Below are 24765 nucleotides of genomic sequence, written 5' to 3' on the forward strand. Positions count from 1 at the left end.
TTCTCCTCATTTCAGTCGTCTTCCTCGAAGGGCGGTTTCTTTTCCGCGACACCTGCCTCAGCCAGCACTTTGCGCAGCCACGGGGGAGGACACGTCCTGAGCATCATCTGCGTACGCAACAGCACCTCTTGGATACTCTGAGGCTGCCGCACCTTGATCGGATGGATCTTTGCCGAAACAAGCTTGGCTGCCGAAGGTCCGCCGATCGCCAGACAAAACAGGAGGTGGCAGCCCTTCAGCGCTTCCACCTTCGGTGCGATGCGGTCATCCCCCTCGGTCCGATGTTTCCCCCTTTCGTCGGAGACGTCGTCGAAGGCAACGGCTTCCACGAGGTTCCATTCCTCGCGCGTCACATCGTAGATGACAAAGCGCTTGGCGGACCCGAAATGCGCATTGAGCTCCTTCATGTCTTGGGTTGCGATTGCCACGCGCAAAGCGCCTGCTTGTCGTTCACGCATCGGACCTTGAACCTCGTCAGGGACGAGTGAGAGGCGACGAACGGGGCCCACCTGGCGTTTCCCGCTTGCGGAATGGATCAAGTTCCTCAGGCGTCGGCGCATGCCGGTCGGCTTGGAACATGTTGGCAACCTCGAAAACCAGATCACGGGTCCCTTGATAGAGGATTGAGAGCTTGTGCTGGCTGCCGAGCCGGTCGAAGACGGGGAAGCCGACGCGCATGAGCGGAATGCCAAGGCGCTGCGACGCCTGGCGTCCATGTGAATGGGTGACCAGAAGATCAGCGCCGCCGGCAAGCGTTTCCAAATCGCCGAGATCGCCGATCTGAATCGACTCCGCCGGTACCTTTTCCAGAATTTCCGACATATCGGTCGTCGTGACCGCCGCCGCGATTTCGGAGCCCATGCCCACGAAGAAGGTTGCGTATTGGTAGAGTTGGTCTGGTTCAGCAGCGATCGCAATTTTCTTGCCTCCGAAATGGAAATGTCCGTCGAGCAACGCATCCTGCAATTGAGCCCGCCGACGGCACACGCCTGCCGGCACAGGCTCGCCAGAAATCGTGGACAGCAGGGAGACAAACTGATCGGCGGCCTTCAATCCGGTCAGTGACTCGAACAGCACGTAAGGGACGCCGGTCACCTTGTGCAGCACGTCGGCCGGCCGGCGCATATGCTCGCCGATGGCAATGCAGTGCTCGGCCGCGCCGAGCTCGCGGATGCCCTCGACGCTCGTACCGCCATAGGTGGTTGGGACCCAGTGGTCTGGTACAGTACCGTCAAGCGAGCCTGAGAGGTCCGGCAAAATCACCGGGTGCAGCCCAAAGCTTTCGACCATCTCGCGCAAATGCTCGATGTCAGCCACAGTGAGGTTCCAGCCGGGCAGGATTGCGATCTTCTTTGACTGGCGCGCCCGCTCGCCAGGCCGCGTAATGCCTTCGATCACCGCGGTGACAGCCTTGGCCCAGCCCTCTTCGAGGGCGCCGCTGAAATCCGGCGTGTTGGCCAGCACGATCTCCGTACCCGCGAGTTCTTCCGCCCGTTTCAGCCTGATGTCGGCGATGTCGCCTGCGGAATCCTCGCCACGGGTTTCCACCAGGGCCGTCGTGCAGACCCCGATCAGCTTTGGCTTCGTGCGAGTCTTAAGATTGAGGATCGCCTCTTCCAGATTGTCCGACCCGCCGAGGATGGTTGTCACTTCATCCATGGCGGTGGTCTGTAGGGGGATCGTTTCCTTGAAATGCCGCACGAAGAGCACGAGCGCGAAGCTGGTGCAGCCCTGGGTGCCGTGGAACAGCGGCACTGCGCCGTCGATCCCTAGAAAGGCCAAGGCGGCACCCAGCGGCTGTGAGGATTTCAGCGGATTGACCGAGGCTGATTTGGTCTGGGATACGATGCGGGTCATCGGATTTCCTCGACACTCGCCGAAATCGTCGGCGTCGTGCCGGCGAATTCCTGGGCAGCGTGCACCGTCGCGGTCTCGTTCTTCGTGCTCGGCTGTTGGTTCTTCACACCATGCTCGCAATCCCACGGGGCCCGCTCCCGCACCTGGGACCAGATCGGGTTGTGAATGGCGAGGTCGATCTGGCGTACGAGTTCCACCATGCCGTCATAACCGGCGTATGGGTGTTGGCGCTCCTGGTTGATGTCGAGCCAGGGCGTCTTGGCCTTGAGCGCGACGAATTGCGTGCGCCCGCCCGACAGCATGATATCGGCCTTGCCTTCTGAGAGCATGGTATAAAGGTCGCGCGCCGCCATCTGCTCGAACATGTGGTTGTCGTCCTTGAGGATCTGTTTGATGCGCTCCTTGTCTTCAACTGTGGATTTCTTGACCGAGGTGCCGACGATCTCCATGCCGATCTCCATCAGCGCATGGAGGACCGACCAGGACTTCACGCCACCCGTGTTGAGCAGCACGCGCTTGCCTTGGAGCCGCCGCCGGTAGGCCTTGAGCTTCTTCCATGCAATCGCCTCCTCCTGGGCGATCAGCCTCTCTGTGCACTCCAGGATCTCCGGGTCGGCGCCTTTCCTCACCAGCAACTCAGCGACATTGCGGAGTGCTTGCGACGTGTCGGAGATGCCGTAGAAGGAGCCCTCGAAGAAAGGGATGTCCCAGCGCTCGTCCATCTTGCGCGCTAGATTGATGAGGGCCGTCGAGCACACCACCATAGCCGCCCGGGCGCGGTGCGCGGAAGCAATGTCGATATAGCGCGCGTCGCCCGGAATGCAGGCGCGTACCCGGATCCCGAGCCGATCAAGGAGCGGCTTTATCAGCCAGAATTCGCCGGAAAGGTTGAATTCACCAAGGATGTTGATGTCGTACGGCCCGGCGTCGTCGGGTTCCACCGTGCCGATGACATGATCGAGCAGCGCCTCGGCGGCGAGCTTGTTGCCGAGGTTCTTGGAGCCGGCCAAGCCCGGCGCATTGATCGGAACCACGGCCAAGCCGAATTTTTCGGCGGCGCGTTTGCAGACTGCCCCGATATCATCGCCGATGAGCGCCGTCACGCAGGTCGAATAGACAAAGACTGCCGGCGGCGCATACGCTTCCTTGATTTCGCGGATCGCCTTGAAGAGCTTCCGCTCGCCCTGCCCCATCACAACATCGAGTTCGGTAAGGTCGGTCGTGAAGCTTGTGCGCCACAAGGTTGGCCCAGACGAAGCTGCACCGCGGTTGTCCCAGGAATTGCCCTCGCAGGCGAGCGGCGCATGGACCAGGTGCGCAACGTTAGTGATCGGCTGCAGGACGATCTTGGCCCCGTCAAAGGCGCAACCGCCCGCTGCCGCTCCTGGCGTCAGCAGCCTTGCGCAGCCCTCCTTGCGCGCCTTGGCGTCCTTGCCACGGTTCTTGTCGCAGGCAGGCTCGTCGAAAACGTCCTGGATCTTGGCACTGAGCGAGGTCATTGCGTCAGTCTCCAAAGTCCATTCGGCAATGAACAGCCTGGGCGAAAAGCCGGCCGTGTGTCCTAGCGGGTGAGGTCATAGGAATGGTCCGTCACGCCCGTCTGGCTCGTCTCGCGATCGAGCTTGGCGAAGATCTTGTCGAGGATCGTCGTCAGCACGCGTAACCCGCCCTGGTATCCCATGAGCGCAAAGCGATGGTGGTGATGCCGGTCGAAGATCGGAAACGTCAGCCGGACCAGCGGCGTGCCGGTGTCGCGCTCCAGATACTTGCCATAGGAACTGCCGATCAGCAGGTCCACTGGCTCGGTAAAGAGCAGCGACCGCATAGCCCAAAGGTCTTTGCCCGCCCAGACCTGAGCGTCCTTGCCGAAGGGCGAGGATGCAAGCAGTTCTTTCAACTCGGCTTCCCACGCCGAGGTGCCGTTGGTGGCGAGGCAATGTGTCGGCTCGCCGCCCGTTTCCATGACGAAGCGCGCCATGGCGTACACGAAGTCCGGGTCGCCGTAGATCGCGTATTTCTTGCCGTGCAGCCAAGACTGGCTGTCCGCCATGGCATCAATCAGTCGGCCGCGCTCCAGCCGGATTGCTTCGGGGATTTCCTTCCCGGAAAGCGCCGAGATCTTCATCAGGAATTCGTCAGTCGCCTGGACGCCGAGCGGATAATGGAACGAAGCCGTGGCCTGCCCGACTTGCCCGCAGTAGTCGAGGGTTTTTCGGGTGTTGTAGTACTGCAGTGAAACCGTCGCCTCGGCGTTGAGTGCCCCCTTCACCTCTTCGATCTTCGTGCCGCCGTCATACATGCGGTATTCCCCGTCCGATGGCGTGTCGAACTGGTCAGACGCGTCCTGGATGAAGGTGTAGGACACACCCATCACATCGAGCAGGCGTTTGAGTTCCCGGTTGTTGCCAACGCAGAAGCCGTCGAAACCCGGAATGACGTTGATGGTTCTCTTGGCTTCCGTGCGCTCCTGGCCTTTCCAGAAGTGCTCCAGAATGCCCTTCAGCATGCCATCATAGCCGTCGACATGGCTACCGACGAATGCGGGCGTGTGGGCAAAGGGCACGTCAAAGTCGCGCGGGACCGAATTTTCGTCTTTGGCGTTCTCGATGAAGCTGTGCAGGTCGTCCCCTATGACCTCCGCCATACAAGTCGTCGACACTGCGATCATCTTGGGGTCGTAAAGCTGGTAGGTGTTGGCGAGCCCGTCGACCAGGTTCTTCAGGCCTCCGAACACTGCCGCGTCCTCGGTCATCGAGGAGGAAACCGCCGAAGCAGGTTCCTTGAAGTGGCGCGACAGGTGCGAGCGGTAATAGGCCACGCAGCCCTGGCTGCCGTGGACGAAGGACATGGTCCGCTCGAAGCCCGCGGCCGCGAACACCGCGCCGAGCGGCTGGCAGGCCTTGGCGGGATTTATCACAAGCGCTTCCCGGGCGAGGTTCTTTTCGCGGTATTCCCAGGTCTTGGTAAATTCGCCTTGATCGGTAACGATCTGATCCGGGTGCGGACATTCGAAATTCAGCTTCTTCTCGGCGAGCATCTGCCTGTATTCCGGCTCGCGGAACAGGGGAGCGTGGTCCAGAATCTTTTCGGCCGACTGCGGCATTGGTGTTACCTCTTTTTCATCTGGCCGCGCCAAACGGCAGCTCAGGTACGTCGAGACGTTTCGGGCTTCCCGAGGCTCACAAGGCCGCGGGCGTTCATCGTCTCTCTGGGGAAGACTAGGCCAGGGACAGGGCGTCTATTCGGCAGCTATCGCCCGCCCACGGGGCGGGCGTTCTTTCCAAGGGGCCTGGTAGAGATCCCAGACCGGATTGTTGATGGCAAGATCCACGTCACGTGCGAAAATGGCAAAGCCGTCATAGCCGTGATAAGGTCCCGAATAGTCCCAGGAGTGCATCTGACGAAACGGAATGCCCATCTTCTGCACCGGGTATTTTTCCTTGATGCCGGAGCCCACGAGGTTGGGGCGAACTCCCTCGATGAACTTCTCCAACTCGTAGCCGGTAACGTCGTCATAGATCAGCGTGCCGTTCTTTACGTAGTGACCGGTGCGCTGATAGTCATCGTTGTGGCCGAACTCGTAGCCGGTGCCGACAATGACCATGCCGAGGTCCTCGTAAGCTGTGATGACGTGGCGGGGGCGCAGGCCACCGACGTAGAGCATGACGGTATTGCCTTCGAGGCGCGGCCGGTACTTGGAGATGACGGCGTCAACAAGCGGTCTGTACTTGGCGATCACCTTCTCGGTTTTCTCCTCGATTTCCGGCCCGAAATGCTTGGCTATCTTGCGCAGGGAGGTTTCGATCTGGGACGGTCCGAAGAAATTGTACTCCATCCAGGCGACGCCATACTTTTCCTCCATATGCCGGCAGATGTAGTTCATCGAGCGGTAGCAGTGGATGAGATTGAGCTTGGCCTTTGGCGCGCGTTCAATCTCGGCGAGTGTTGCGTCGCCCGACCAGTTGCCGACCACGCGCAATCCTATCTCCTCAAGCAAGATGCGCGAGGCCCAGGCGTCGCCGCCAATATTGTAGTCGCCGATCACGTTGACGTCGTAAGCACCGGCCTCAAACTCAACGTCCTTCTTGTCGAAGACCCAGTCGCGGATCGCGTCATTGGCGATGTGATGGCCGAGTGATTGCGAGACGCCGCGGAACCCCTCGCAGCGCACCGGCACGATGGTCTTTTTGTACTCCTTGGCCTTCTTGCGAGAAACTGCCTCGGTGTCATCACCAATGAGACCGATCGGGCATTCGGATTGCACGGTGATGCCGTTGTTCAGCGGAAACAGCACCTCGATCTCGTCGATGATCTGTTCCAGTTTCTTGTCACCGCCGAAGACAATGTCTTTCTCCTGGAAATCGGAGGTGAACTGCATTGTCCCGAACGTGTCGATGCCCGTTGTGCCCACATAGTAATTGCGGCGCTGTGACCAGGAATATTGGCCGCAACCGACGGGGCCGTGCGAGATATGGACCATATCCTTGACTGGGCCCCAGACCACGCCCTTTGAGCCGGCATAGGCGCAGCCGCGGATGGTCATCACCCCGGGGATGGACTTGATGTTCGATTTGACGTCGCATTCGGAAAGGATCTCACTTTCCCCCCCAGCCTCAACCCCGCTCTTTGCGATGCTGAGGTGTTTTTTGCGGCGCTTCGCCGCTTTGTCGGGATATTGCGATAGCACCTCCTCAATAAGCTTTGCATGGAGAGCACCATCATTCTCGTATTCCAGGCTCATGGGACCCCTTTCAAGGTGTCTGGTGACGCCTCACCGACGAGGCGCCGTTCTTTGCAAGGCGCGCGCCAACTCAAGGAGGCGCCCAATATCGGTCGTTACTGGGCGGCCGCCTTCGCCGCTTCCTTGGCCTGAAGCTCGGCAAGCATCTGCTCGTCGGTCTTCATGATGCCGAAATCGAGCAGCATGTCCTCGAGCTCCTCCATGGTGATCGGCGTCGGAATGGTGCCCTGGCCAGAATTGCCATGGATCTTCTCGGCCAGCGCGCGGTACTCTCCGGCCTGCTTGGAATCCGGCGCATACTGGATAACTGACATCTTCCTGAGTTCGGCGTGCTGGACGATGTTGTCGCGCGGCACGAAGTGGATGAGCTTGGAATTGAGCCTGGAAGCCAGTGCTTCAGCGAGGTCGAGCTCACGGTCGGTTTGACGCTCGTTGCAGATCAGCCCTCCGAGCCGCACGCCCCCTGAATGGGCATATTTCAGGATGCCCTTGGCAATGTTATTGGCGGCATAGAGCGCCATCATCTCCCCGGACATAACGATGTAGATTTCCTGCGCCTTGCCCTCGCGAATCGGCATCGCGAAACCGCCGCAAACCACGTCCCCGAGCACGTCGTAGGAGACATAGTCGACATCGTCGTAGGCGCCGTTCTCTTCGAGGAAGTTGATTGAAGTGATGACGCCTCGGCCGGCGCAGCCAACACCCGGCTCCGGGCCGCCGGATTCCACGCATTTGATGCCTCTGTAGCCAATCTTGAGCACGTCCTGCAGCTCGAGATCTTCCACCGAACCTTCCTGTGCCGCGAGATGCAGGACTGTATCCTGAGCCTTCGAGTTCAGGATCAGGCGGGTGGAGTCGGCTTTGGGGTCGCAGCCGACGATGAGGATTCTCTGTCCGAGGTCGACAAGGGCGGCGAGCGTGTTTTGGGAGGTGGTGGACTTGCCGATGCCGCCCTTTCCGTAAAAGGCGATCTGACGCAGACCTGACATTATAGATTTCCTTCCTTCGTTCCATCCGTCGCGGCTGGCCGCATTATGAATGCCGATGGGCAGCTTTTGCAGCCTCACACCGAAAGGGTCTCAAGACTCGTGCCAAGTAGACTGGCTCATAACCAACAGGGATTTTTTCGTTTGTGTCCCGCGATTTAACCTGAGCTCCAACGAGTGTTTGCTGCCAAACAAGTGATTGTCGGAACAAGCCCTGTAGCGGACCCGACAATGCCCGACACAAGGCGTCAGCTTCGAGACCGCTAGGGAGGAAGCTGGGCCTTCGAGCTAGAGCCGACTTTTGGCTGCATACAGGCGGCGGCAAAGCGACCGGCTGCGTGCCCCGCTGCGGGACATCAGATGTCCGTGCTTGGTAGCTGGTTGCGCCTGGCTGGTTCGAGACTGGCCCGCGAAGTCGTCATGGAACATGCCTGATGCGACGCCTTCCGACGATCACATCCTTGTCCGGCTGGGACAAACCGGCACTGATATTGCACGCGGTGCTTTCACAACATGTCGGGCAGCGATGAACATTCCCTTCGTGCGACGCAGCCGGCAACGGCGTGCTCCTGGCATGAATGCGGGTCAATGCAGCCAAACCCATGTTGCAGTGCACCCGAGCTGGCGAGCTTATTCATGACCGACTCCGCGACAAGCTTCATGGAGACTTTTCTGCACGGCCCAGAAAAGCCGGATCAACGGTCTCGTCCCGCATGGGGCGCGGTCATATCGCTTGCCCTGGGCACCTTCGGGCTGGTGGCGGCAGAGCTTTTGCCTGCCAGTGTGCTGACGCCGCTCGCGCATGATCTGCATGTCACAGAGGGTGCGGCTGGACAGACGATGACAGCGACGGCGATTGCCGCGGCAATCTCTGCGCCGACGGTCGCCTTCATAACAAAGCGCCTGGACCGTAGGATCGTCCTGTGGGCGATGATGCTGCTTCAGATCCTGTCCAACCTTCTGGCTGAGCTCGCGTGGTCGCTGCCGGTTTTCCTGGCGGCACGGGTCGTGCTCGGCATTGCGCTTGGAGGCTTCTGGTCGATTTCGGCATCGTTGGCGATGCGGCTCGTTCCAAATCACCTCCTACCGCGCGCCATGTCAATCATCCTCACCGGCGTTTCGGTCGCTATCGTTTGCACGCCTCCAATCGGCGCCTATGTCGGCGACATCTGGGGATGGCGAGCCACCTTCGTGATCGCCGCAGCCGTCAATGCCGTTACACTGCTGGTGCAACTCGTAACCATTCCGACGTTGCCGCCGGTTGAAATGGCTGGATTCCGCGGTCTGCTGAATGTGATCAAGAAGCCAACCATCAAGGTCGCGCTTTTGGTCGTACTGCTGGTCGCTTCTGGGCACTTCGCCAGCTTCACCTATGTCCGGGTTTACCTCGAGAAGATTTCCGCGCTCCATATCGAGACGATCTCGCTGCTGTTGCTCGTTTCTGGCGTATGCGGCTTCTTCGGCAATTTAGCCGGCGCATTCCTGGCGAAACACAGCCTCAAGGCAGTCGCGGCGCTGCCGCCCCTGCTCATGGCGATAGCCGCTGTCTCGTTGCTGATGCCTGGGGCATCGGCCTCCGCCTCGGCCATTGCGGTTGCTGTATGGAGCTTTGGCTTCGGTGCGGTGCCGGTGGGGGTACAGACTTGGATGGTGCTGCGCGCCGTTCCCGAGCAGGCCGAAAGCGCCGGTGTGCTGATGACCTCAACGTTCCAAATTGCCATCGCAGCCGGCGCGATCTTCGGCGGACTGCTAGTGAATAATGCCGGCGTGGCCAGTGTGTTTGCCTACAGCGCAGTAGCCACGTTCCTCGCAGCCCTGACAGTGTTCTTGCTCGGACCGAAGCGCGAACCCTAGACCGCCTGACACAGGCCAGTGCAGCACGGGGAAAGATGCAATCGCATCAGCCGCGCGGCGCGATCCTGCCACGACTACTTTGTCGGTTCAGGGCTTCGTCTCGCCTATCGGATAGGCCGCGTGGAGTTCGCGGCTACTGCCTCCGCTTGGGACCCGACCAGTGCCGGGCGCCTCGCCTCGCCGGCTTCACCGTTCGCGGCTACAGGAAGTGCATCAGCGTTCGCCCGGGCGGAGTTGGTCAGGGTATCAGGGAGTTTCGTCAGTTAGTCGTCAGCCAAGCGGTCTATTAGACCTGCCGCGCCTGACCAGCCTGAACCCATAGGAGTGCTGATACATAAACTGAGGACAGCATGTGCGGCGTGATTCGATCGAGTACGAGTCCCGACCGATTTCTGCTGAGCAGTACTGGGTCACGTCGTCGGTCCGGGCTGGCCGTGACGATTGACGATATCATGCCGCTGGTTCTCAGAGGTCATGCCACCTGTCATCTAGGCGATTGCACTTACCCCGCCAAAGCCCTGATGCACTACGGCTGAGTGACATCAGCCCCAATCCATAGGCAGCGCGTTCTCGCCTATATCGGAGATGAATAAATGACGGGCATTGGCCGATCTGGAAAATCGCGCATTGGGGATGCTGGAGCCGGATCGAGCAGTTCGCGCTCGCAATCAAGTCTTGCCTCGGGGGAAGGCAGCCAATCGTTCGGTTCCGTCCTGGAGCGGATGCGCTCAGAGCCTCAAGGTAAAGGTTCACCCTCGGCTGGCGTTGCGCGCGGTGCCCATGATGAGCTTGGCGGCAGATCCTCCGGCCCCTCCGTTCCCCCACATCGAATCCCGGCTGCTGCGCCACGTGCGCCCGCCGGGCCACGTGCAGCCAGTCCGCGGCGGCGTAGTGTTCCCTCAATGTCGGAGGGTGAAGCCCTGGCGCCGGTGGCCAGCCGGCCGTCAACTTCGGCTGTGGCAGTCCCTATTTCCTCGTCAGGCGAAGAGATCAACGAGGCAAAGCGAGGAATCGACGTGCTGGTTGAGGAACTCGAGACTTTCGAGAAAGAGGGCCTGCGAAATCCAAAATCGTTGGAGAACGCGCAAGACCAGATCGATCGAACCGTCAATGCGGGCGCAAAAGTTTTGCACTACTACGCGAGTCTGCCCCCGCATGTGGCGCGCAGCATTCTGTGCGACGCTCTGGTGCGTCAGTTCCGCGGCGACGTGATCCGTCGGGCGGACAATGGCAACATGGTGGCCAAAAAGATCTTCAAGAAGGAGGAAGCGGACCGGAAGCGGGTGGCCGGCATTTTCCACAACTTGGTCCAATCCAATGCCACCCTCGACCAGCTGAGCCGATCGGCTCCCAGTGCGGCGAAGTATCACGTGGCCCGCATGAAGTATTGGGACAAGAAAGTACAGCGCTACGAATTGATGCGGTCCGTCTGCGCCGCGACTGCCAACTTACCAAGCTCAACAGCCGAGATGCGGCAGGAAGAAGAGGCCGCGCTGCGGCTGCACTCCGGCTGGGTTGTCAATTCAAAGGTAATGCAGCTGCAATCGCGGATCAATCTCGCACAGGTCAACATGGCCCCCCAGGCGATCATGTTCGAAGCACCCATCAGGGAACTCCTCGTCGGTGAGAACGGGCAAACGCGTCTGCTGGATAACTTCATCGGCGACGTTTTTCCGGCATTCGTCTCGACGGGCGACGCTGTAATGAACAACAAAGGGCGCCCGCTCGACGCAGAGCACTGCGCCGTTCTGGAAGGAGTTGTGGAGCGGCTTTCGGAATTTGCGTCGGCCTCGCACTCCGTGGTTGCCAAGCTAAGGGACCACCAAACAGGTGCCGGCCTCCCCTTGGAACTGTTGAGCCAGATCGTAGACGGCGCCTGGATCACTGCGGACGAGGTCATCCAGCTCCTCGAACTGCAGCCGAAGCCGCCAGCCATTGCGCTGCCGGCCGATGCTGGTGCTGCGATACCAGCCGAAACTGCCGGCAAGACTACAGTGGCCGGAAGCACCACAGCGCCCAGAAAAAAAGGAAAAGGCAAGAGCAAGCGGGCCGCTAGCGCCGGTAGTTTGGCCGCGCAGCGGCCGGAAACGCAAGTCGTTGCGGCCGTCAGCGACCCTGCGCCAGAAGCCAAGGTTCTCGTGCGCTCGGATCTAGGCACGAAGAAGCTCGTGAGCGCGAGCGAGGCGCATGCGAGTGCGTCGGCGACGGCACCCTTGGAGATCCGACAAACGCCGGTATCGGTTGAGGCCCTGAAGCAACTACTCACACGGGCGGACAAACTTTTGCAGTTCGATCTGCCTGGTCAGCAAAGAACCGTCTCGCAAGCGCGCCAGATGAAGCCCGAGGACGCCGAACATGCGGTCGCCACCGTGATCAAGCGCCTGCAAACGCAGGCCACCGAGATGCAGGCCTGCCTTGCGGCGTTGGAGGAGCCTCGTCAGCGCGTCCTACTCACGCCTGAGCAAATTCGAGAATCGCACGACAAAATAGGCCAGCTCAAGTTGATGTTATCCGGGGCGCAGGGACTGGCGAAGGCTTTGGACAGCGGAAAGGCCGCTAGTTCCATCGATTGCATGAAGACCTACCCCTTTCCCTCGCAGAACTACCTTGAACACTTGCGGGCAGCTGAGGAGTTGGAGCCTGCGGATCGACCACGCGCGTTGAAAGGAGAGCCGGGCAAGCTGTTCGAGATTAGGCTGCAGCCCAAGGCGCTGCTTAATCGTGCAATGCCGAGTCCGATGTGGGTGCACATCCATACTGAGGGGCCGGTACATGCCCGGCAGTTGGCGACGCTGGATGACGCAGCCTTCGCCGCTTGCCACGTCAAGTCCAATGAACAGCGCGGCCACAATCGGCAGTGGCAACACGCCCGCGCTGCGATCGGCCACGAGAACGTCGTAATCCACCGGGGCAAGCTCACTCCCGCGTTCTGCAAGTCCTTGTTGACCGACCGGGCCTAGATGTCGAAATGGGCCGGCCTGCTCGCCGCATGCTGTGGTCTCCAACCAGCTTGGCAGACAGAGGCGCGATCTGGGAGGCGCCCTGACAGGGCGGGCAGTGGCCTGGATCGCAGGTGTGTGGCTAGGTTCTCGCGGTGGCGGAGCATCGAGTGCGGTCTCGTTGGGTTCTCCGGGTCCTGCCCGACGCCCTGCAGATACTCAACGACGAGACGATCGAAGCAATTCGCGTGCCGGACGGGCGCTCCGTTCCGCTTCCCACCTGCCGTTAACCGAACCCCGCTTTGACGACTTTCGGTGAGTCTCGACATTTTTTGTTAAATTTCGGACACAAGAAGGTCCCCGATAGAGACGCTTGGCAAGAGCAAATGGGGCCTCAGTTTGTGATCGTCCCACCGGAGCCGAGTTCGATGCTCACCCATTCCGGATCAGGGTGCTTGCTGAAAGCGCGCGCGCTCATGATCGCTGCGCGAGTCGTATGATCGAGATAGCTGTGCCCCGGCACGCAACAATTCGCTAGCGGCAGGCGCTATGCCGTGCCGCCGGTATGCGGACAGTGCATCGGCTTGGCCTGCCTGCTTCGCACTTTCCCATTGCGATGGGGAGCGCTGAATATCCGCGCTACACAGGACATTTGTTCAGTGTGATGACGTGACGGCTATTAGCGCGCATTGGCTTGCCGAACACGTCTTCCCCGAAGTGAAAGGGTTGGTGCAGAAGCAGCTTCATCGGAAATGGCATGCCGCTTGCTACTCGTGCTTAGAGCGCATTGAACCACGAAGAAAGCGACTACCGCACCATGGCTGGCACGCGAAGCTCTAAACGATCGACAAATGCGGCGCTGGTCGTCCTCGCTGAAGACCGGGACATCGTCCGGATTGGAGATTCGTCCTCGGAAGCCGCTTTGCAGAGGGAGTCCGATGTGGACACGCCAGATGATGCTCGCGCATTTGCCGTGTACCGGTTCGCATCAGCATGTCGATGGCCAAGAGGCTCCTCAACGTTTCGCCAGAGCCCACGTCGGCCGGAAATAGGCAAGTCCAGCCAATACGCTGAACCAGTTCAGCCACGCCGGTCTGCGGCGTGGAGACTCACATTTGCGACTCATATGCTTATCCCGCTTCCCGCTCCTGGCCATTTCCGGTTGCCAAGAGTTTCACCCCGGGCACGAGCAGTGGGTGATCCATGCCGGCTCCGGCGCCGTAGTCGCGGCAAGACGGATCGAGCCACTCGAAGGTGCCCTCATCCCTCACATCGACACTGTTCGGTTGAGAAAGATCTGGAGCCGCACCGTACCCATGCATCGGGTGCCGCGTCCCCTCATCCCTCACGTCGATGCCGTTCGGGTGAGAAAGATCTGGAGCTGGACCGCTCCCATGAATCGGGAGCCGCGTCCCCGCATCATCTCGCGCCCGGCACAGGACCCCAGCGCGGTAGTGCGCCAGCCCAGTCCAGTGCGGCAGTTTTTTCTAAAGGAGCAAGTTGAATGACCGGTCAAAAGAAGGTGCCCTTCGTCACGTTTCTCACGCGTGTTCGCGATGATTCAGTCCCGGGGCCAAATCCATACCGCTGGGAAGAAAGGACATCCGACGACTACTTTGCCGGCAAGCGCGTCCTCCTGTTCTCGCTGCCTGGCGCTTTCACCCCGACCTGCTCGACCTACCAACTGCCAAATTTCGAAGATCTCTATGAGGAATTTAAGAAGGAGGGGATTGACGCGATCTACTGCCTCTCGGTCAACGATGCCTTTGTCATGAATGCATGGGGGAAGTCCTTGGGGCTGCAGAAAGTCGAGCTGATCCCGGATGGGTCAGGCGAGTTCACGCGCAAAATGGGCATGCTGGTTGCCAAGGACAATCTTGGCTTCGGTATGCGTTCGTGGCGCTACGCGGCTCTGGTCAATAATGGTGTGGTGGAGCAGTGGTTTGAGGAGGAAGGTTTCTCCGACAACTGCGAGACCGACCCCTATGGCGTCTCATCCCCGCAGAACGTCCTTCAAACATTGAGGGCCGCTGCATGATCTGGCGCAGGATCGACCGACTATGTGCAGCGGCGTTTTTTGGCGAGACCGTGCACGAAAGGCGAAACCCTAAGGCGCATCGTTTGAGTCGTTCAAATGTGATGGGCGTGTGGAAGCCTCGACCTGTGAGAGATCCAATTAGCCACGGCCAAGAGCTTCGTTGACAATGAACTGACCATGAAATCATCGTTTGGCTTACTTCAGAAACAGTCTCTTGCAGCATCGCCTCAACTCATTGAGTCGATTCGATTGCTGCAACTGACGCATGCCGAACTGCATCAATTCGTGGACCAGGAGCTCGAGAAGAATCCGCTTCTGGAGCCTGCGCCAAACGACGAGGGACCTGGCGAGATTGAAGGACCGAGCTGGGCTGGGTCCCCGGACTTGCCCAGGCAAGGAAAATCCCAGTCGAACGCGACCAACACCGCGCCGGGTGATCGTCCTGCGTTCGAGGAGTTTGTGGCCTTAGCCGAAACGTTGCACGACCATGTCGCTCGTCAGATCTCCCTCACTGCCTTCACACCGCACGAGCGGCTGATTGCTAATCAGCTTGCCGGTCATCTGGATGACACTGGCTATCTTCAGGTAAGTCCTTCGGACCTGGCTGGGAACCTAAACGTCGGGCTGGCCGATGTGGAACGAGTTCTGGGTATCTTGCAGCACCTCGATCCAGCGGGAATTTTCGCACGAACGCTCAGCGAATGTCTTGAGATACAGTTGCGCGAACGAAACCGGTTTGACCCGGCGATGGCGGTTTTGGTTGCCAACCTTGAAATGCTTGCGCGACGCGATTTTCAGACACTGAAGCTGCGTTGCGGCGTCGATGAAGAGGATCTTCTCGACATGCTGCAGGAAATCCGTGCGCTCGACCCCAAGCCCGGAAACACCTTCCAGTCGGGGACGCCGGAATGCGTCATACCGGACGTCTGGGTTATGCCTGCGCACGGAGGTGGATGGCAGATCGAACTTGATCCGAACACGCTGCCCAAGGTGCTGATCAACCAAAGCTATGTCGCGGAGGTTTCAAGCCGAGCCGCCAAAAAATCGAAAGACATGACGTTTCTCAACGAATGCTTGCAAAACGCGAACTGGTTAATCCGCAGCCTCGATCAGCGCGCAAAGACGATCCTGAAAGTTGCAACTGAAATCGTGCGCCAGCAGGATGCCTTTCTGCAATATGGCGTCGACTACCTACGCCCCCTCAATCTCAGGACGGTCGCTGACGCGATCAACATGCACGAGTCGACTGTAAGCCGGGTGACGTCGAACAAGTACATGGTTACCCCACGCGGGGTGTTCGAACTCAAGTATTTCTTCACTGTCGCGATCGCCTCCTGCGAAGGCGGTGACGCGCACTCCGCCGAAGCTGTTCGCCATCGGATCAAAGCGATGGTCGCCGAAGAATCGTTTGATAGCGTGCTTTCGGACGATGACATCGCTGACCGGCTCAAGGAATGCGGCATCGATCTCGCTCGCCGCACCGTCACCAAATATCGCGAGGCGATGAATATCCCTTCCTCCATACAGCGGCGCCGGGAAAAGCGCTTGTGGCGCAACGGCGATCAAAGCCTCAAGGACTCGTGACGAAAAGCGGCCCTTGAATCATTGTGACGCGTTCTTCACATTCGCCGTCCTCCGGTCCGAAGCAACTGTCGAAACCGCTACATTCCCGGCAATTGGGCGCAGTGCATAGCGAAAACCCCTCGGCCTCACAGAGTTTGCGGTAAAAGTACTTCTTCCATTTCATGTTTTGGGTATTGCCAGCCGCCAGCATCGGAAAATGGATGGCAAGCAGGCGGTTGAGCTCGGCCCGATTGAGAAGACCAAGGTCCTGCCACAGATGGTCGTCGCGCATGGCGCGCCGGGCGACAATCTTAGCGAAGCGGGCGCTCGCCGGGTCCCCCGGCCGGGCATGCGCCAGCAGCAGGCCGCGCAGAAGTTCTTCCTCCATGCCCGGCTCAGGTTCGCTGACGTCTTCCAAGGCGAAGGTTGCCATAGCGGTGGCGGACAAACTGCGGGGCAGGACCTCGCGCAGCTCGGCAAGGGAAAGGCCTGTTGACTCCGTCGCTGTCGCTTCGCCGTCCTCGACCTCCTTGAGCGCACACGAGAGAACGCAGGCAAGGACATGTTCGTCGAACCCCTTCTCCGGCTCAATGGTGGGGTATTGGCCTGCGCGGACACATGCATCGTTATGGGCGGACATGGTCCCGTCTCCGTCGCAGGGCAGAAAGGCAACCAGCCGGCCGCATCTTCACCCCTGCAGGGTGTCGGTGGGGTCGCTATGGTCGCTCTTCCGCTGCAAAGATGTCATGGTGCGTCGTTCCACTGATGCGGCTCTCCCGTTCCGAAGCTGGGAAGGCATTGTCGCGAGAAGCAATGCGACGCTTCCCGAGCGCGTAGACCGGATCGTCCGGATACGGTGCTCCAGTCGGCTGTCGCGGGCCGAACCGTTCTGCGTCAAGGACCGCCGGTGGGATCTGCTCCTCGATCCAATCGTAGACAACGGTCCGTTCGGCGATCCGCCACTCCCCTTGCCTCTTTTGAAACAGATCGCAGTAGCGCCCGCATAGAAGCATCTGGCGTACTTCTCCGTCTTGGTCCGGTCCGCGTTGCAGCGCGGTGAAATAGCTCTCGACTGCGGCCTCTGCCGCGCTGATGAATTCGATCAGGATGTTCGTGATCTGATGGATGTTGCGCGGTCCGGTCTTGAAGACATCGAGCGCAAACCGAATGAAGCCTTCGGCCGGGCCGCGATAGGGCCCGTGGCTGTCATGTGCGTCGGGCCAGTACGCACTGCGCAGCGCCGCCTCGTCGGCGCGGTCTATCCCGCGGCAAAACCGATAGAGGCAGTCGCGGATCGCCTCACGGTTGAGCAGTTCGGCTATTTTTGCTTGGTCCATCGGGTCTGGCACAAATTCCGTGGTTCTGACGTGTTCCGGGACGCCAGTCTGCGGTTTGAGGGTGGCCTCCGGAACGATTCGCGCAGCGGGTGGATCATCGATTTCCAGCGCAAGTTCGGGACAGGATCGCACCCCATCCGACGCAAGCAGTTGCTCCCCGTCCGCAACCTCAATGTCACCGGGTAGGATGTAACCCGCTTCATCCAGCTTGAAGACTGCCGGCGCTCGCGCCGAGCATTGCGCATGACCCTGACATCTGGCTTGGTGAACGATGATGCGCAAGGCGACCTCCAACGTCTGTGCCCCCGGCTCAGGCCAGCTAGGTTTAGCCCCACTCCAGGATCAGATTTTCAATCCCGAACAGTGAGCCGCCATGGGTGATGGGTGCTGTTCCCTCCTTGATCCGAAAGGGCGGCAGGCGCGCCAGCCACTCCTCCAGGCCAATGACAATTTCCCGCCGGGCGAGATGTGAGCCAAGGCAACGGTGGGGACCATAGCCAAAGGAGGCGTGGCGGATGCCTTCTCGCGTCAGATCGACCGTGTTGGGAGATTCGAATTCCGCCGGGTCACGATTTGCAATCATCGTGGCGCAGGAAACAAAGTCCCCCTTGCGGATCGGCGCGCCTTCGAAGTCGATGTCTTTCCGTGCCACGCGGATCATATGGACGCTCGGAAAGGCGCGCAGCAGTTCTTCGGCTGCGCGCACGATCCGGTCCGGTTCTTTTCGGAGCAATTCCTGATCTTCCAGGTTGCGCGCGAGGTAGGCCAAGTCAAAACCTATGGCTGTAGCGACCGTGTCGAGCCCGGCCACGAAGACAAGCACGCCAATGCCACGGACCTCGTCGTCTCTCAGCCCGCGACCCTCGACCTGTGCCTGCACAATGAAGCTCATGAAATCGTCGACGGGCTTTTTACGGCGCATCGCCGCTAGTTCGTCAATGAATGCCACAATCGTCCGAGCCGCCGCCGGCCGTCTCACATCATCGCCGTGGAGCAGATCTTTCGCCCAGGCAACAAACGTCTCAAGGCGGTGCTCCGGCAGTCCGAGGAAGCGAAGGAAGATGCCGACTCCGAAAGGGTAGGCGAAATCCTTCATCGCGTCGCAGCTTGTACCCGACGAGGCGATCCTCGTGATAAGCGTTGTCGCTCGCTCGCGGATGGCGGGCTCCAGTTCCGCTACACGCTTCGGCGAAAAGAGCGGATTGAGCATTGAGCGAAAGACTGCATGGGAAGGGGGATCGAGTTCGAGCGGGATCGTCGGCCAGTCTTCCCCCAGTGCGGATGCGAAGATGTTGCGATGACTGGAAAAGTTTTCGGTCTCCTGCAGCACCCGGCGCTGATCTGCGGCGCGAGTGATGACCCAAGCACCCTGCCCGGTACGCGTGTTCCAGGGCGAATAAAAGATTCGCGGTCCGGCATGCACGCAAGCGACTGCCGCGTGCGGGTCGCCGTTGGGCGTCGGTGACATGCCTGGCGACGAAAAAAGGTTGAAGTCGCCCACCATTTCCGGCGGGACATGATCTGGAACCGGGTTGGTCGCCATTTGGTTCTCCTGCGTTCTGGCGTTTACGCGCTCGGCTGAGATCGCAAGGCTGTTCGTCACCGCTGAGCTCCGCAACACACGGCCGACATCGCCTCCGATGACAACATCGAGCAAATTGCGTGCCGAATAAGCGCACCATTGGCGCTGCTCATATCTGCGTTGTAGCGGCCCTTCTGAGGCTACCCTTGGTAGGGATTTCGACATTCATGACCGTTCCAGACACGACAAGGTTTGCGGAATAGAAAGCTAACGAGGAGCCGAGTGAAAGAGGCTAAGTATCGAACGAGGTCACCTGCGAGAGAGGGTGTAGCTCGGCGGTAGCGAAGCCGCTCGCGAACGCGCCCGCCACAAGCGCTTTAGCGAGCGAGCGGCTTCGCGGTCGTCATCGACACTTCGTCGGTAAGGTCGGGTTGCTGACCCAACTAATTCGAAGGACGATCGATGACCGACGACATGGTGAACCGGCGCGCTCGTGGAGAAGGCTCCGGATCCCGATCTCTTGCGCGAGATTGATTGGATTGCCGTCGAGCGGCTGAGCGAGCCGGAGACGGGCCGCGATCGGCCGCGCCTATGGCAAGAAGAAGGTCCACGTCCGCCGGCGCCGCGGCCATCAGGGCGCCCGCAAATAGCTCACTGCCGAGATCGGCAGCCCCACATACTTCTGCGTCAGGATCACATCGGCTTGCCGATGGCGATCGCCTTGTCGGGCATCTCCTGGTAGCCGGAGAAATCCTCGACCGCATTGGCACCGGCAACCCAGCGGTTGACTGCTGTGTTGGTGCTCTTGGCAAGAATCTTAGCCGCGCTTCGCCGATAGTGCGAACAGGATGCGCTAAGCGTTCTTTGATGATGCGGGCTGCCGTGTTCAGCTTTGCATCCGTCTCGGACGCTAGCTTTTCGGGCTTGGCATTGGACGCGGAGGGCCTTGCCGGCGAAGGATAATTCGAGGATGCCTTTGTGGAGGCCGTCCTCTGGAAACTTGACGGAGGGACCAATCGACTTCACTTCGACCAATCCCTCCCGCCCGCTGCCGTACAGGGCTGGGATGTTGGACAATTGACCGACAATATGCCCTTCCGCGGGCAGCCGATGCATTTGCCTACATTGGGCTGCTTTACCGCGGAGTTCCGGTTGTGGCTCATCGCAACGGGAACAATGATGGCGATCCTCGCCAGGCGCGATGGCGCCCTCGGGAATGGCGCCTACGATCGAGGCGATCCGCGGCGGGCCGCAAAAGACAGCTGTGCCCTCGTTGGCCGCCTCGGCAGGCAGACTGGTGGTCAGCAGAATCCAGAGTAGCGGCGCGGACGCCGAGCGAAAACGGAAATCAATATGTATCGGCCTCACCTCAAGCGGCGGTTGAACGGGGAATGCGCGGCAGGTTCTCGGCCAGTAGCCGCCAGTCGTAGCGCTCGGGTTCGCCTTCCTTGCGCGTCCCGAAGAACTGGATGATCATCTTGCCGTTAGCGCCATAGGCTTCGAGTGACGTGACGTGACCGTCCCTGGTCGGCTTGCGCACGGCCCAAACCTCACGGATGTGGTGGGCCCTGAGATGCAGGTGGAAAGTCTCGTCGAGCACATTGATGCAAGGCCCGATCTGCTTGACCGACTTGATAGGGCCGGAATGAATCTGGATGCAGCCACGATTGCCGACGAAGCACATGATCGGCATCTCGTCCTCGGCCGCACGATGGAACATGGCGCTAACGGCAGCATTGTCGAGCAGCCAGGCGTAATCCTGGCCGACCATGCGCACCGCCTGGCGGCGGCTGAGGTTCAGGGCCTTCAGCATGCCGAAGAACTGGTGCACGTCGGTCAGCCGCCTCCAGTGCTCCCGTAGGTCATCGACCGTAGCGGCTTGGTCCGGAATCCTTGCGTCATTTTCGGCTGACCTCCCCATAACCGACACGATCGGCTCCTGGTTCGAGGATTGGAGCTCGTCTGTCAGTTTTTGATAGGCATAGAGGTTGGAGGACGGTCTCAGATGCACCTTGTGCACTGCCTCGCCTGCGGCGTCGAAGAATTGAAGGCTGCGGCGGGTCTCCCGGCCATCGCGTGTCTCGACCGCAAAGCCGTGCGCCCACACGTTCGGGAAGATGCGCAAATCAATGTCCTTGCCGAGCACCATGGCGTGATGCTTTCCGGTGAATACCTTATCGTAAATGCCAATCTTCTCATGCACGGCACTGTCATTGCGGGTCAGCGCCATCACCTCGCCGACCGCCTCCAGACCGGTCAGCACATCATTAACGCGTGGCTGGATGCGCACCGTGCCAAAACCGCAATGTGCCGCGAAAAGCTCCGCTTCCGAAATGCCCAATTGGGCGGCGAGATCGCGGTCGCGGATTTTGGGGCTGTCTTCGCGTGCCCGCCGGATTCTCTCCGGCGAAGGTTTCTCGCGCTGGTGCATGTCTTCACCCCTGCTTGCGCATACTATCGGTCGGGCGTCTTCGCCCTCGCCAAAAAAGAGCTCAAAAGTCGTGCCAATTGCTCGAAGCGTCTCGGAAACCCGGCTTACGAGCCAGTTCAGAGGGAACTTGAGCCCACCCCCCTTGTGGCTGTCTCGACAAATCCGACAATACGTGTCGGTTGCCCAACGCCTTGGCGGCAACAGCCGAACCAGAATCGTCGCCGCGTTGGCGATGTCGCACTGTCCGGAAACGATTTTTTCCCATTGGCACGGTCCATGCACGGTGATCCGCGAAGTGTCACGCACCGAGGAGAAAGCGAGCGATGATTACGCTCACCGACAAGGCCGTTGCCGCCGTCAAGACCGCTCTTTCCGCCGCTAGTGAGCCGGCAGAAGGCTTTCGCATCATGGTCGAGGCCGGCGGCTGCTCCGGCTTCAAATACTCGATGGGCCTGGAGAGCGTCCCGCGCGAGGGCGACGCGATCATCGAGACAGATGGGATCAAGCTGTTCGTAGACGCCGGCACCCAGCCGCATGTAGCCGGCATGGCCGTCGACTTCGTCACGGGTCTCGAAACCTCCGGCTTTGTCTTCGACAATCCGAATGCGAGCGGGAAGTGCGCCTGCGGCAAGTCCTGTAGTTGATTGCCGAAGAAGGAGAGAGTGCGCCTGAGGTGAGCTTGTCGGTGCGATGGCGGCCCAATCTGCGCCAATCTGTGGGGCACCTGCACCGCTTCTGGATCGTCTCCGCCAGCAACGGCATGCGCAAGGCTCGATGCGACCGGGTCGCGCCTCCCTTCCGCTCCATTGAGGACCACAGCCCATGAAAGTTGTCTATCTCGACAACAACGCAACGACACGGGTCGATCCTGAAGTCTTTGAAGCGATGTTGCCGTTGCTTACGGATCAATTCGGCAACCCTTCGTCGGCGCACGGTTTTGGCGCCCTTGCCGGTGCCGCGTTGAGAAACGCGCGGCGCCAGCTGCAGGCGCTGATCGGCGCGGAGTTCGACGACGAGATCACCTTCACTTCGGGTGGAACGGAAAGCGACAATGCTGCCATTCTTTCGGCGCTCCAGGTGATGCCTGACCGGACAGAGATTGTGACTTCCGCCGTCGAACATCCGGCCGTTCTGACGCTCTGCGCGCATCTCGAGGAGACGCGCCGCGTCAAGGTGCACAGGATCCCGGTGGATTGCCAGGGCCGGCTTAACATTGACGCTTACCGGGCCGCTCTCAACCCGAACGTGGCAATCGTCTCGATCATGTGGGCCAATAACGAGACTGGTACGATCTTCCCCGTCGCCAAGCTCGCCGAATTGGCCAAGGAAGTCGGCGCCCTTTTCCACACTGATGCCGTGCAGGCAGTCGGCAAGCTCCCGATGGACCTGAAATCGACCGCTATCGACATGCTGTCGCTCTCCAGCCATAAATTTCATGGACCAAAAGGGGCCGGCGCACTTTTCATCAAGCGCGCTGTGCGCTTCCACTCCCTGATCAAAGGGGGTCACCAAGAGAGCGACCGGCGTGCGGGCACCGAAAACACGCCCGGCATAGTCGGGCTCGGCATGGCAGCCGAACTCGCCTTGAAATTCATGGATGAGGAGACCCCACGGATAAAGTGGCTCCGCGACCGGCTGGAGAACGGGCTTGTCCAGCGTGTCCCAAACAGCTTCGTCAACGGCGATCCCCTGGAGCGCTTGCCGAACACCGCAAGCATCGGCTTCGAGCGTATCGAAGGCCATGGAATCCTGCATCTCCTCGACCGCAAGGGCATCGTCTGTTCCTCGGGCTCCGCCTGCACCTCCGGCTGTGCCGAGCCGAGCCATGTCCTGAGCGCGATGAAAATGCCATATGGGGCGGTCCGCTTCTCTTTCTCGCGTGACAACGACCAAGAAGACGTGGACCGGGTGCTCGAGGTCTTGCCTGCAATCGTGGAGAAGCTGCGCGACGCTTCGACTTCTGAGCCGGATAGCTGGGGTGCCGAAGACCTTCATTGCGTTCCAGGTCTAAGCGGCAGAAGAACCGGCCACCATTCATGATCAGTCAGGTCTTTCTCAACGATACGACCCTGCGCGACGGCGAGCAGGCATCCGGCGTTGCCTTCACGGTGGCGGAAAAACTTGCGATCGCCGAGTCGCTTGCGGCAGCCGGCGTGCCTGAGATCGAGATCGGCACGCCGGTCATGGCGCCGACGAGATCGACGCAATTCGCGCCGTGGTCGCGCGGAGTCTCCCGGTGCGGCTCACGGCCTGGTGCCGGATGACCTCACAGGACCTCGATGCAGCGGTCGAGAGCGGCGTCCGCGCCGTCAATCTTTGGTTGCCCGCATCGGATATCCAACTTGCCGCCAAGCTCGCCCTCGATCGGGCAGGAGCGCTCCAGCTCATCGAGCATATGGTCGGGCGCGCAGCCGCCAGGGGCTTCTTCATCGCCGTGGGCTGCGAGGATGCTTCGCGGGCCGACCGGGATCATCTCGCCCGCATTGTTCAGACGGCGGCGCGCGCCGGCGCAAGCCGCGTGAGGCTTGCCGACACCGTCGGCGTTCTCGACCCCTTTTCGACCTTCGAGCTTGTCACCCAGCTCACAGCGGAGTCTCCCGTCGACCTCGAATTCCATGCGCATAACGATCTCGGCCTCGCTACCGCCAACACGCTGGCGGCGATTCGCGCCGGCGAGCGCCATGCGTCAGTCACTGTCCTTGGACTCGGCGAGCGCGCGGGCAATGCCGCGCTGGAAGAGGTGGCCGCCGCGATGGCCGTCCTCCATGACGCAGATACCGGCATTGACCTGGCCGCATTACCTGCCCTGGCAGCCGAGGTGGCGCAGGCCGCCCGCCGACGGACAGCCGCCACTAAGCCGATCGTCGGGGCCGATGTTTTTGCCCATGAATCCGGCATTCACGTCGCAGGGCTGCTGAAGGACCCGCGTAGGGGCTCGATCCGGCTCTCGTGGGCCGCTGCCGGCGTATCGTCATTGGTAAGCATTCCGGCGCCACCGCGATCGCCCATGTGCTGCGCGAAAGCGGGCGCGATCTCGACCCGGATCTGGCAGCCGCGATGCTTGCCTGCGTCCGCCGCAAGGCGGACAAGATCAAATCGCGCATCACGGCGATGCAAATGGTCGATCTCTATGACCGAATGTGCAGCGGGGCAGCAGGCCAGACCTTGGAATCGAGTGAGGTGGGCTGATGCCGCTTGTCCTCGCCATCAGCCTCAAATCGGAACAGCAGCAACGCGGCACGACGCAGAAGACGTTCCGCTGTCCCATGGGCTATGACGCCCAAAACCTTGCGGAGATCAAGGCGCGCAATCCGGCCGCGGCCGGCCCGTCTTCTCATTGGTGCTGGCGGCAAGACCTCGGTCGGGGCCGAGCGCAAGGTCGAGGGCCAATGCGGAGATAGTCGAGCCCATCCCGCTCGCCCGACGCTGCGAGAATTGGCGACCGTGCGCCACGCCCGGCCTGGGCACCGGATGTCCAGTCCTGTCGACGAAGCGAT

At 60.5% G+C, this 24765-nt stretch carries 17 protein-coding genes and 2 pseudogenes; 7 read left to right on the top strand and 12 right to left on the bottom strand.

Features of this window, described 5'->3' with window-relative positions; all coding sequences use genetic code 11:
- Window positions 1-11 precede the first annotated feature (11 nt).
- The 6 genes from nifX to nifH all read right to left on the bottom strand — a co-directional run bounded on the left by nifX (window position 12) and on the right by nifH (window position 7587).
- Window positions 12-509 (bottom strand): nitrogen fixation protein NifX, encoded by a 498-nt coding sequence (nifX, locus tag MESS2_RS28705; protein WP_008878159.1) that lies wholly within the window; start codon window positions 507-509, stop codon window positions 12-14.
- On the bottom strand, window positions 475-1857 hold the full coding sequence (gene nifN / locus MESS2_RS28710; protein WP_008878160.1) for a nitrogenase iron-molybdenum cofactor biosynthesis protein NifN: 1383 nt from the start codon (window positions 1855-1857) through the stop codon (window positions 475-477). The genes nifX and nifN overlap by 35 nt, the downstream gene beginning before the upstream one ends.
- On the bottom strand, window positions 1854-3356 hold the full coding sequence (nifE, locus tag MESS2_RS28715; protein ID WP_008878161.1) for a nitrogenase iron-molybdenum cofactor biosynthesis protein NifE: 1503 nt from the start codon (window positions 3354-3356) through the stop codon (window positions 1854-1856). Before nifE ends, nifN begins: the two co-directional genes overlap by 4 nt.
- A gap of 62 nt (window positions 3357-3418) precedes the next feature.
- Window positions 3419-4960 (bottom strand): nitrogenase molybdenum-iron protein subunit beta, encoded by a 1542-nt coding sequence (gene nifK / locus MESS2_RS28720; protein ID WP_008878162.1) that lies wholly within the window; start codon window positions 4958-4960, stop codon window positions 3419-3421.
- Window positions 4961-5095: 135 nt separating this feature from the next.
- Entirely contained in the window at window positions 5096-6598 is a 1503-nt protein-coding gene (gene nifD / locus MESS2_RS28725; protein ID WP_008878163.1) for a nitrogenase molybdenum-iron protein alpha chain, read from the bottom strand.
- 95 nt (window positions 6599-6693) lie between these two features.
- Complete coding sequence (gene nifH, locus MESS2_RS28730) at window positions 6694-7587, bottom strand: nitrogenase iron protein (protein ID WP_008878164.1); 894 nt, start codon at window positions 7585-7587, stop codon at window positions 6694-6696.
- Window positions 7588-8220: 633 nt separating this feature from the next.
- On the opposite strand from nifH, the gene MESS2_RS28735 reads away from it, so the two are divergent.
- The 4 genes from MESS2_RS28735 to rpoN all read left to right on the top strand — a co-directional run bounded on the left by MESS2_RS28735 (window position 8221) and on the right by rpoN (window position 15999).
- A complete protein-coding gene (locus MESS2_RS28735) occupies window positions 8221-9438 on the top strand; it encodes an MFS transporter (RefSeq protein WP_008878166.1) in 1218 nt (405 codons plus the stop codon).
- 902 nt (window positions 9439-10340) lie between these two features.
- The gene (locus MESS2_RS28740) at window positions 10341-12398 is read left to right on the top strand and encodes a hypothetical protein (protein WP_008878168.1); all 2058 of its coding nucleotides are present in this window, start codon (window positions 10341-10343) and stop codon (window positions 12396-12398) included.
- Between the two features lie 1483 nt (window positions 12399-13881).
- A complete protein-coding gene (locus MESS2_RS28750; protein WP_008878171.1) occupies window positions 13882-14415 on the top strand; it encodes a peroxiredoxin in 534 nt (177 codons plus the stop codon).
- A 177-nt stretch (window positions 14416-14592) separates the two neighbouring features.
- A complete protein-coding gene (rpoN, locus tag MESS2_RS28755) occupies window positions 14593-15999 on the top strand; it encodes an RNA polymerase factor sigma-54 (protein ID WP_008878173.1) in 1407 nt (468 codons plus the stop codon).
- Here the strand turns inward: rpoN and MESS2_RS28760 are convergent.
- From MESS2_RS28760 to MESS2_RS28780, 6 genes and pseudogenes are all read right to left on the bottom strand, one after another.
- A complete protein-coding gene (locus MESS2_RS28760; protein ID WP_008878174.1) occupies window positions 15986-16618 on the bottom strand; it encodes a nitrogen fixation protein NifQ in 633 nt (210 codons plus the stop codon). The two genes, rpoN and MESS2_RS28760, sit on opposite strands and share 14 nt — an antisense overlap.
- A 76-nt stretch (window positions 16619-16694) precedes the next feature.
- Window positions 16695-17315, bottom strand: coding sequence for a nuclear transport factor 2 family protein (locus tag MESS2_RS28765; RefSeq protein ID WP_244440113.1), 621 nt, complete (start codon window positions 17313-17315; stop codon window positions 16695-16697).
- A gap of 159 nt (window positions 17316-17474) precedes the next feature.
- Window positions 17475-17609: pseudogene (locus MESS2_RS33670) on the bottom strand (ferredoxin); the annotation flags it as partial.
- Between the two features lie 31 nt (window positions 17610-17640).
- Window positions 17641-18858: a cytochrome P450 gene (locus tag MESS2_RS28770; protein WP_008878176.1), complete on the bottom strand. Its 1218-nt coding sequence runs from the start codon at window positions 18856-18858 to the stop codon at window positions 17641-17643.
- A 672-nt stretch (window positions 18859-19530) separates the two neighbouring features.
- Window positions 19531-20205 carry a hypothetical protein gene (locus MESS2_RS32880; protein ID WP_167332471.1) on the bottom strand — a complete coding sequence of 225 codons (675 nt, stop codon included), beginning with the start codon at window positions 20203-20205 and terminating at the stop codon, window positions 19531-19533.
- 1 nt (window position 20206) lies between these two features.
- A complete protein-coding gene (locus tag MESS2_RS28780; RefSeq protein ID WP_008878178.1) occupies window positions 20207-21268 on the bottom strand; it encodes a hemin-degrading factor in 1062 nt (353 codons plus the stop codon).
- Window positions 21269-21591: 323 nt separating this feature from the next.
- On the opposite strand from MESS2_RS28780, the gene MESS2_RS28785 reads away from it, so the two are divergent.
- From MESS2_RS28785 to MESS2_RS28795, 3 genes and pseudogenes are all read left to right on the top strand, one after another.
- The gene (locus MESS2_RS28785; RefSeq protein WP_008878180.1) at window positions 21592-21912 is read left to right on the top strand and encodes a HesB/IscA family protein; all 321 of its coding nucleotides are present in this window, start codon (window positions 21592-21594) and stop codon (window positions 21910-21912) included.
- A gap of 178 nt (window positions 21913-22090) precedes the next feature.
- On the top strand, window positions 22091-23308 hold the full coding sequence (nifS, locus tag MESS2_RS28790) for a cysteine desulfurase NifS (protein WP_008878182.1): 1218 nt from the start codon (window positions 22091-22093) through the stop codon (window positions 23306-23308).
- Window positions 23305-24457, top strand: a pseudogene (locus MESS2_RS28795) (homocitrate synthase/isopropylmalate synthase family protein). Before nifS ends, MESS2_RS28795 begins: the two are co-directional and overlap by 4 nt.
- Window positions 24458-24765 lie beyond the last annotated feature (308 nt).

Source organism: Mesorhizobium metallidurans STM 2683, assembly GCF_000350085.1.
Taxonomy (GTDB): domain Bacteria; phylum Pseudomonadota; class Alphaproteobacteria; order Rhizobiales; family Rhizobiaceae; genus Mesorhizobium; species Mesorhizobium metallidurans.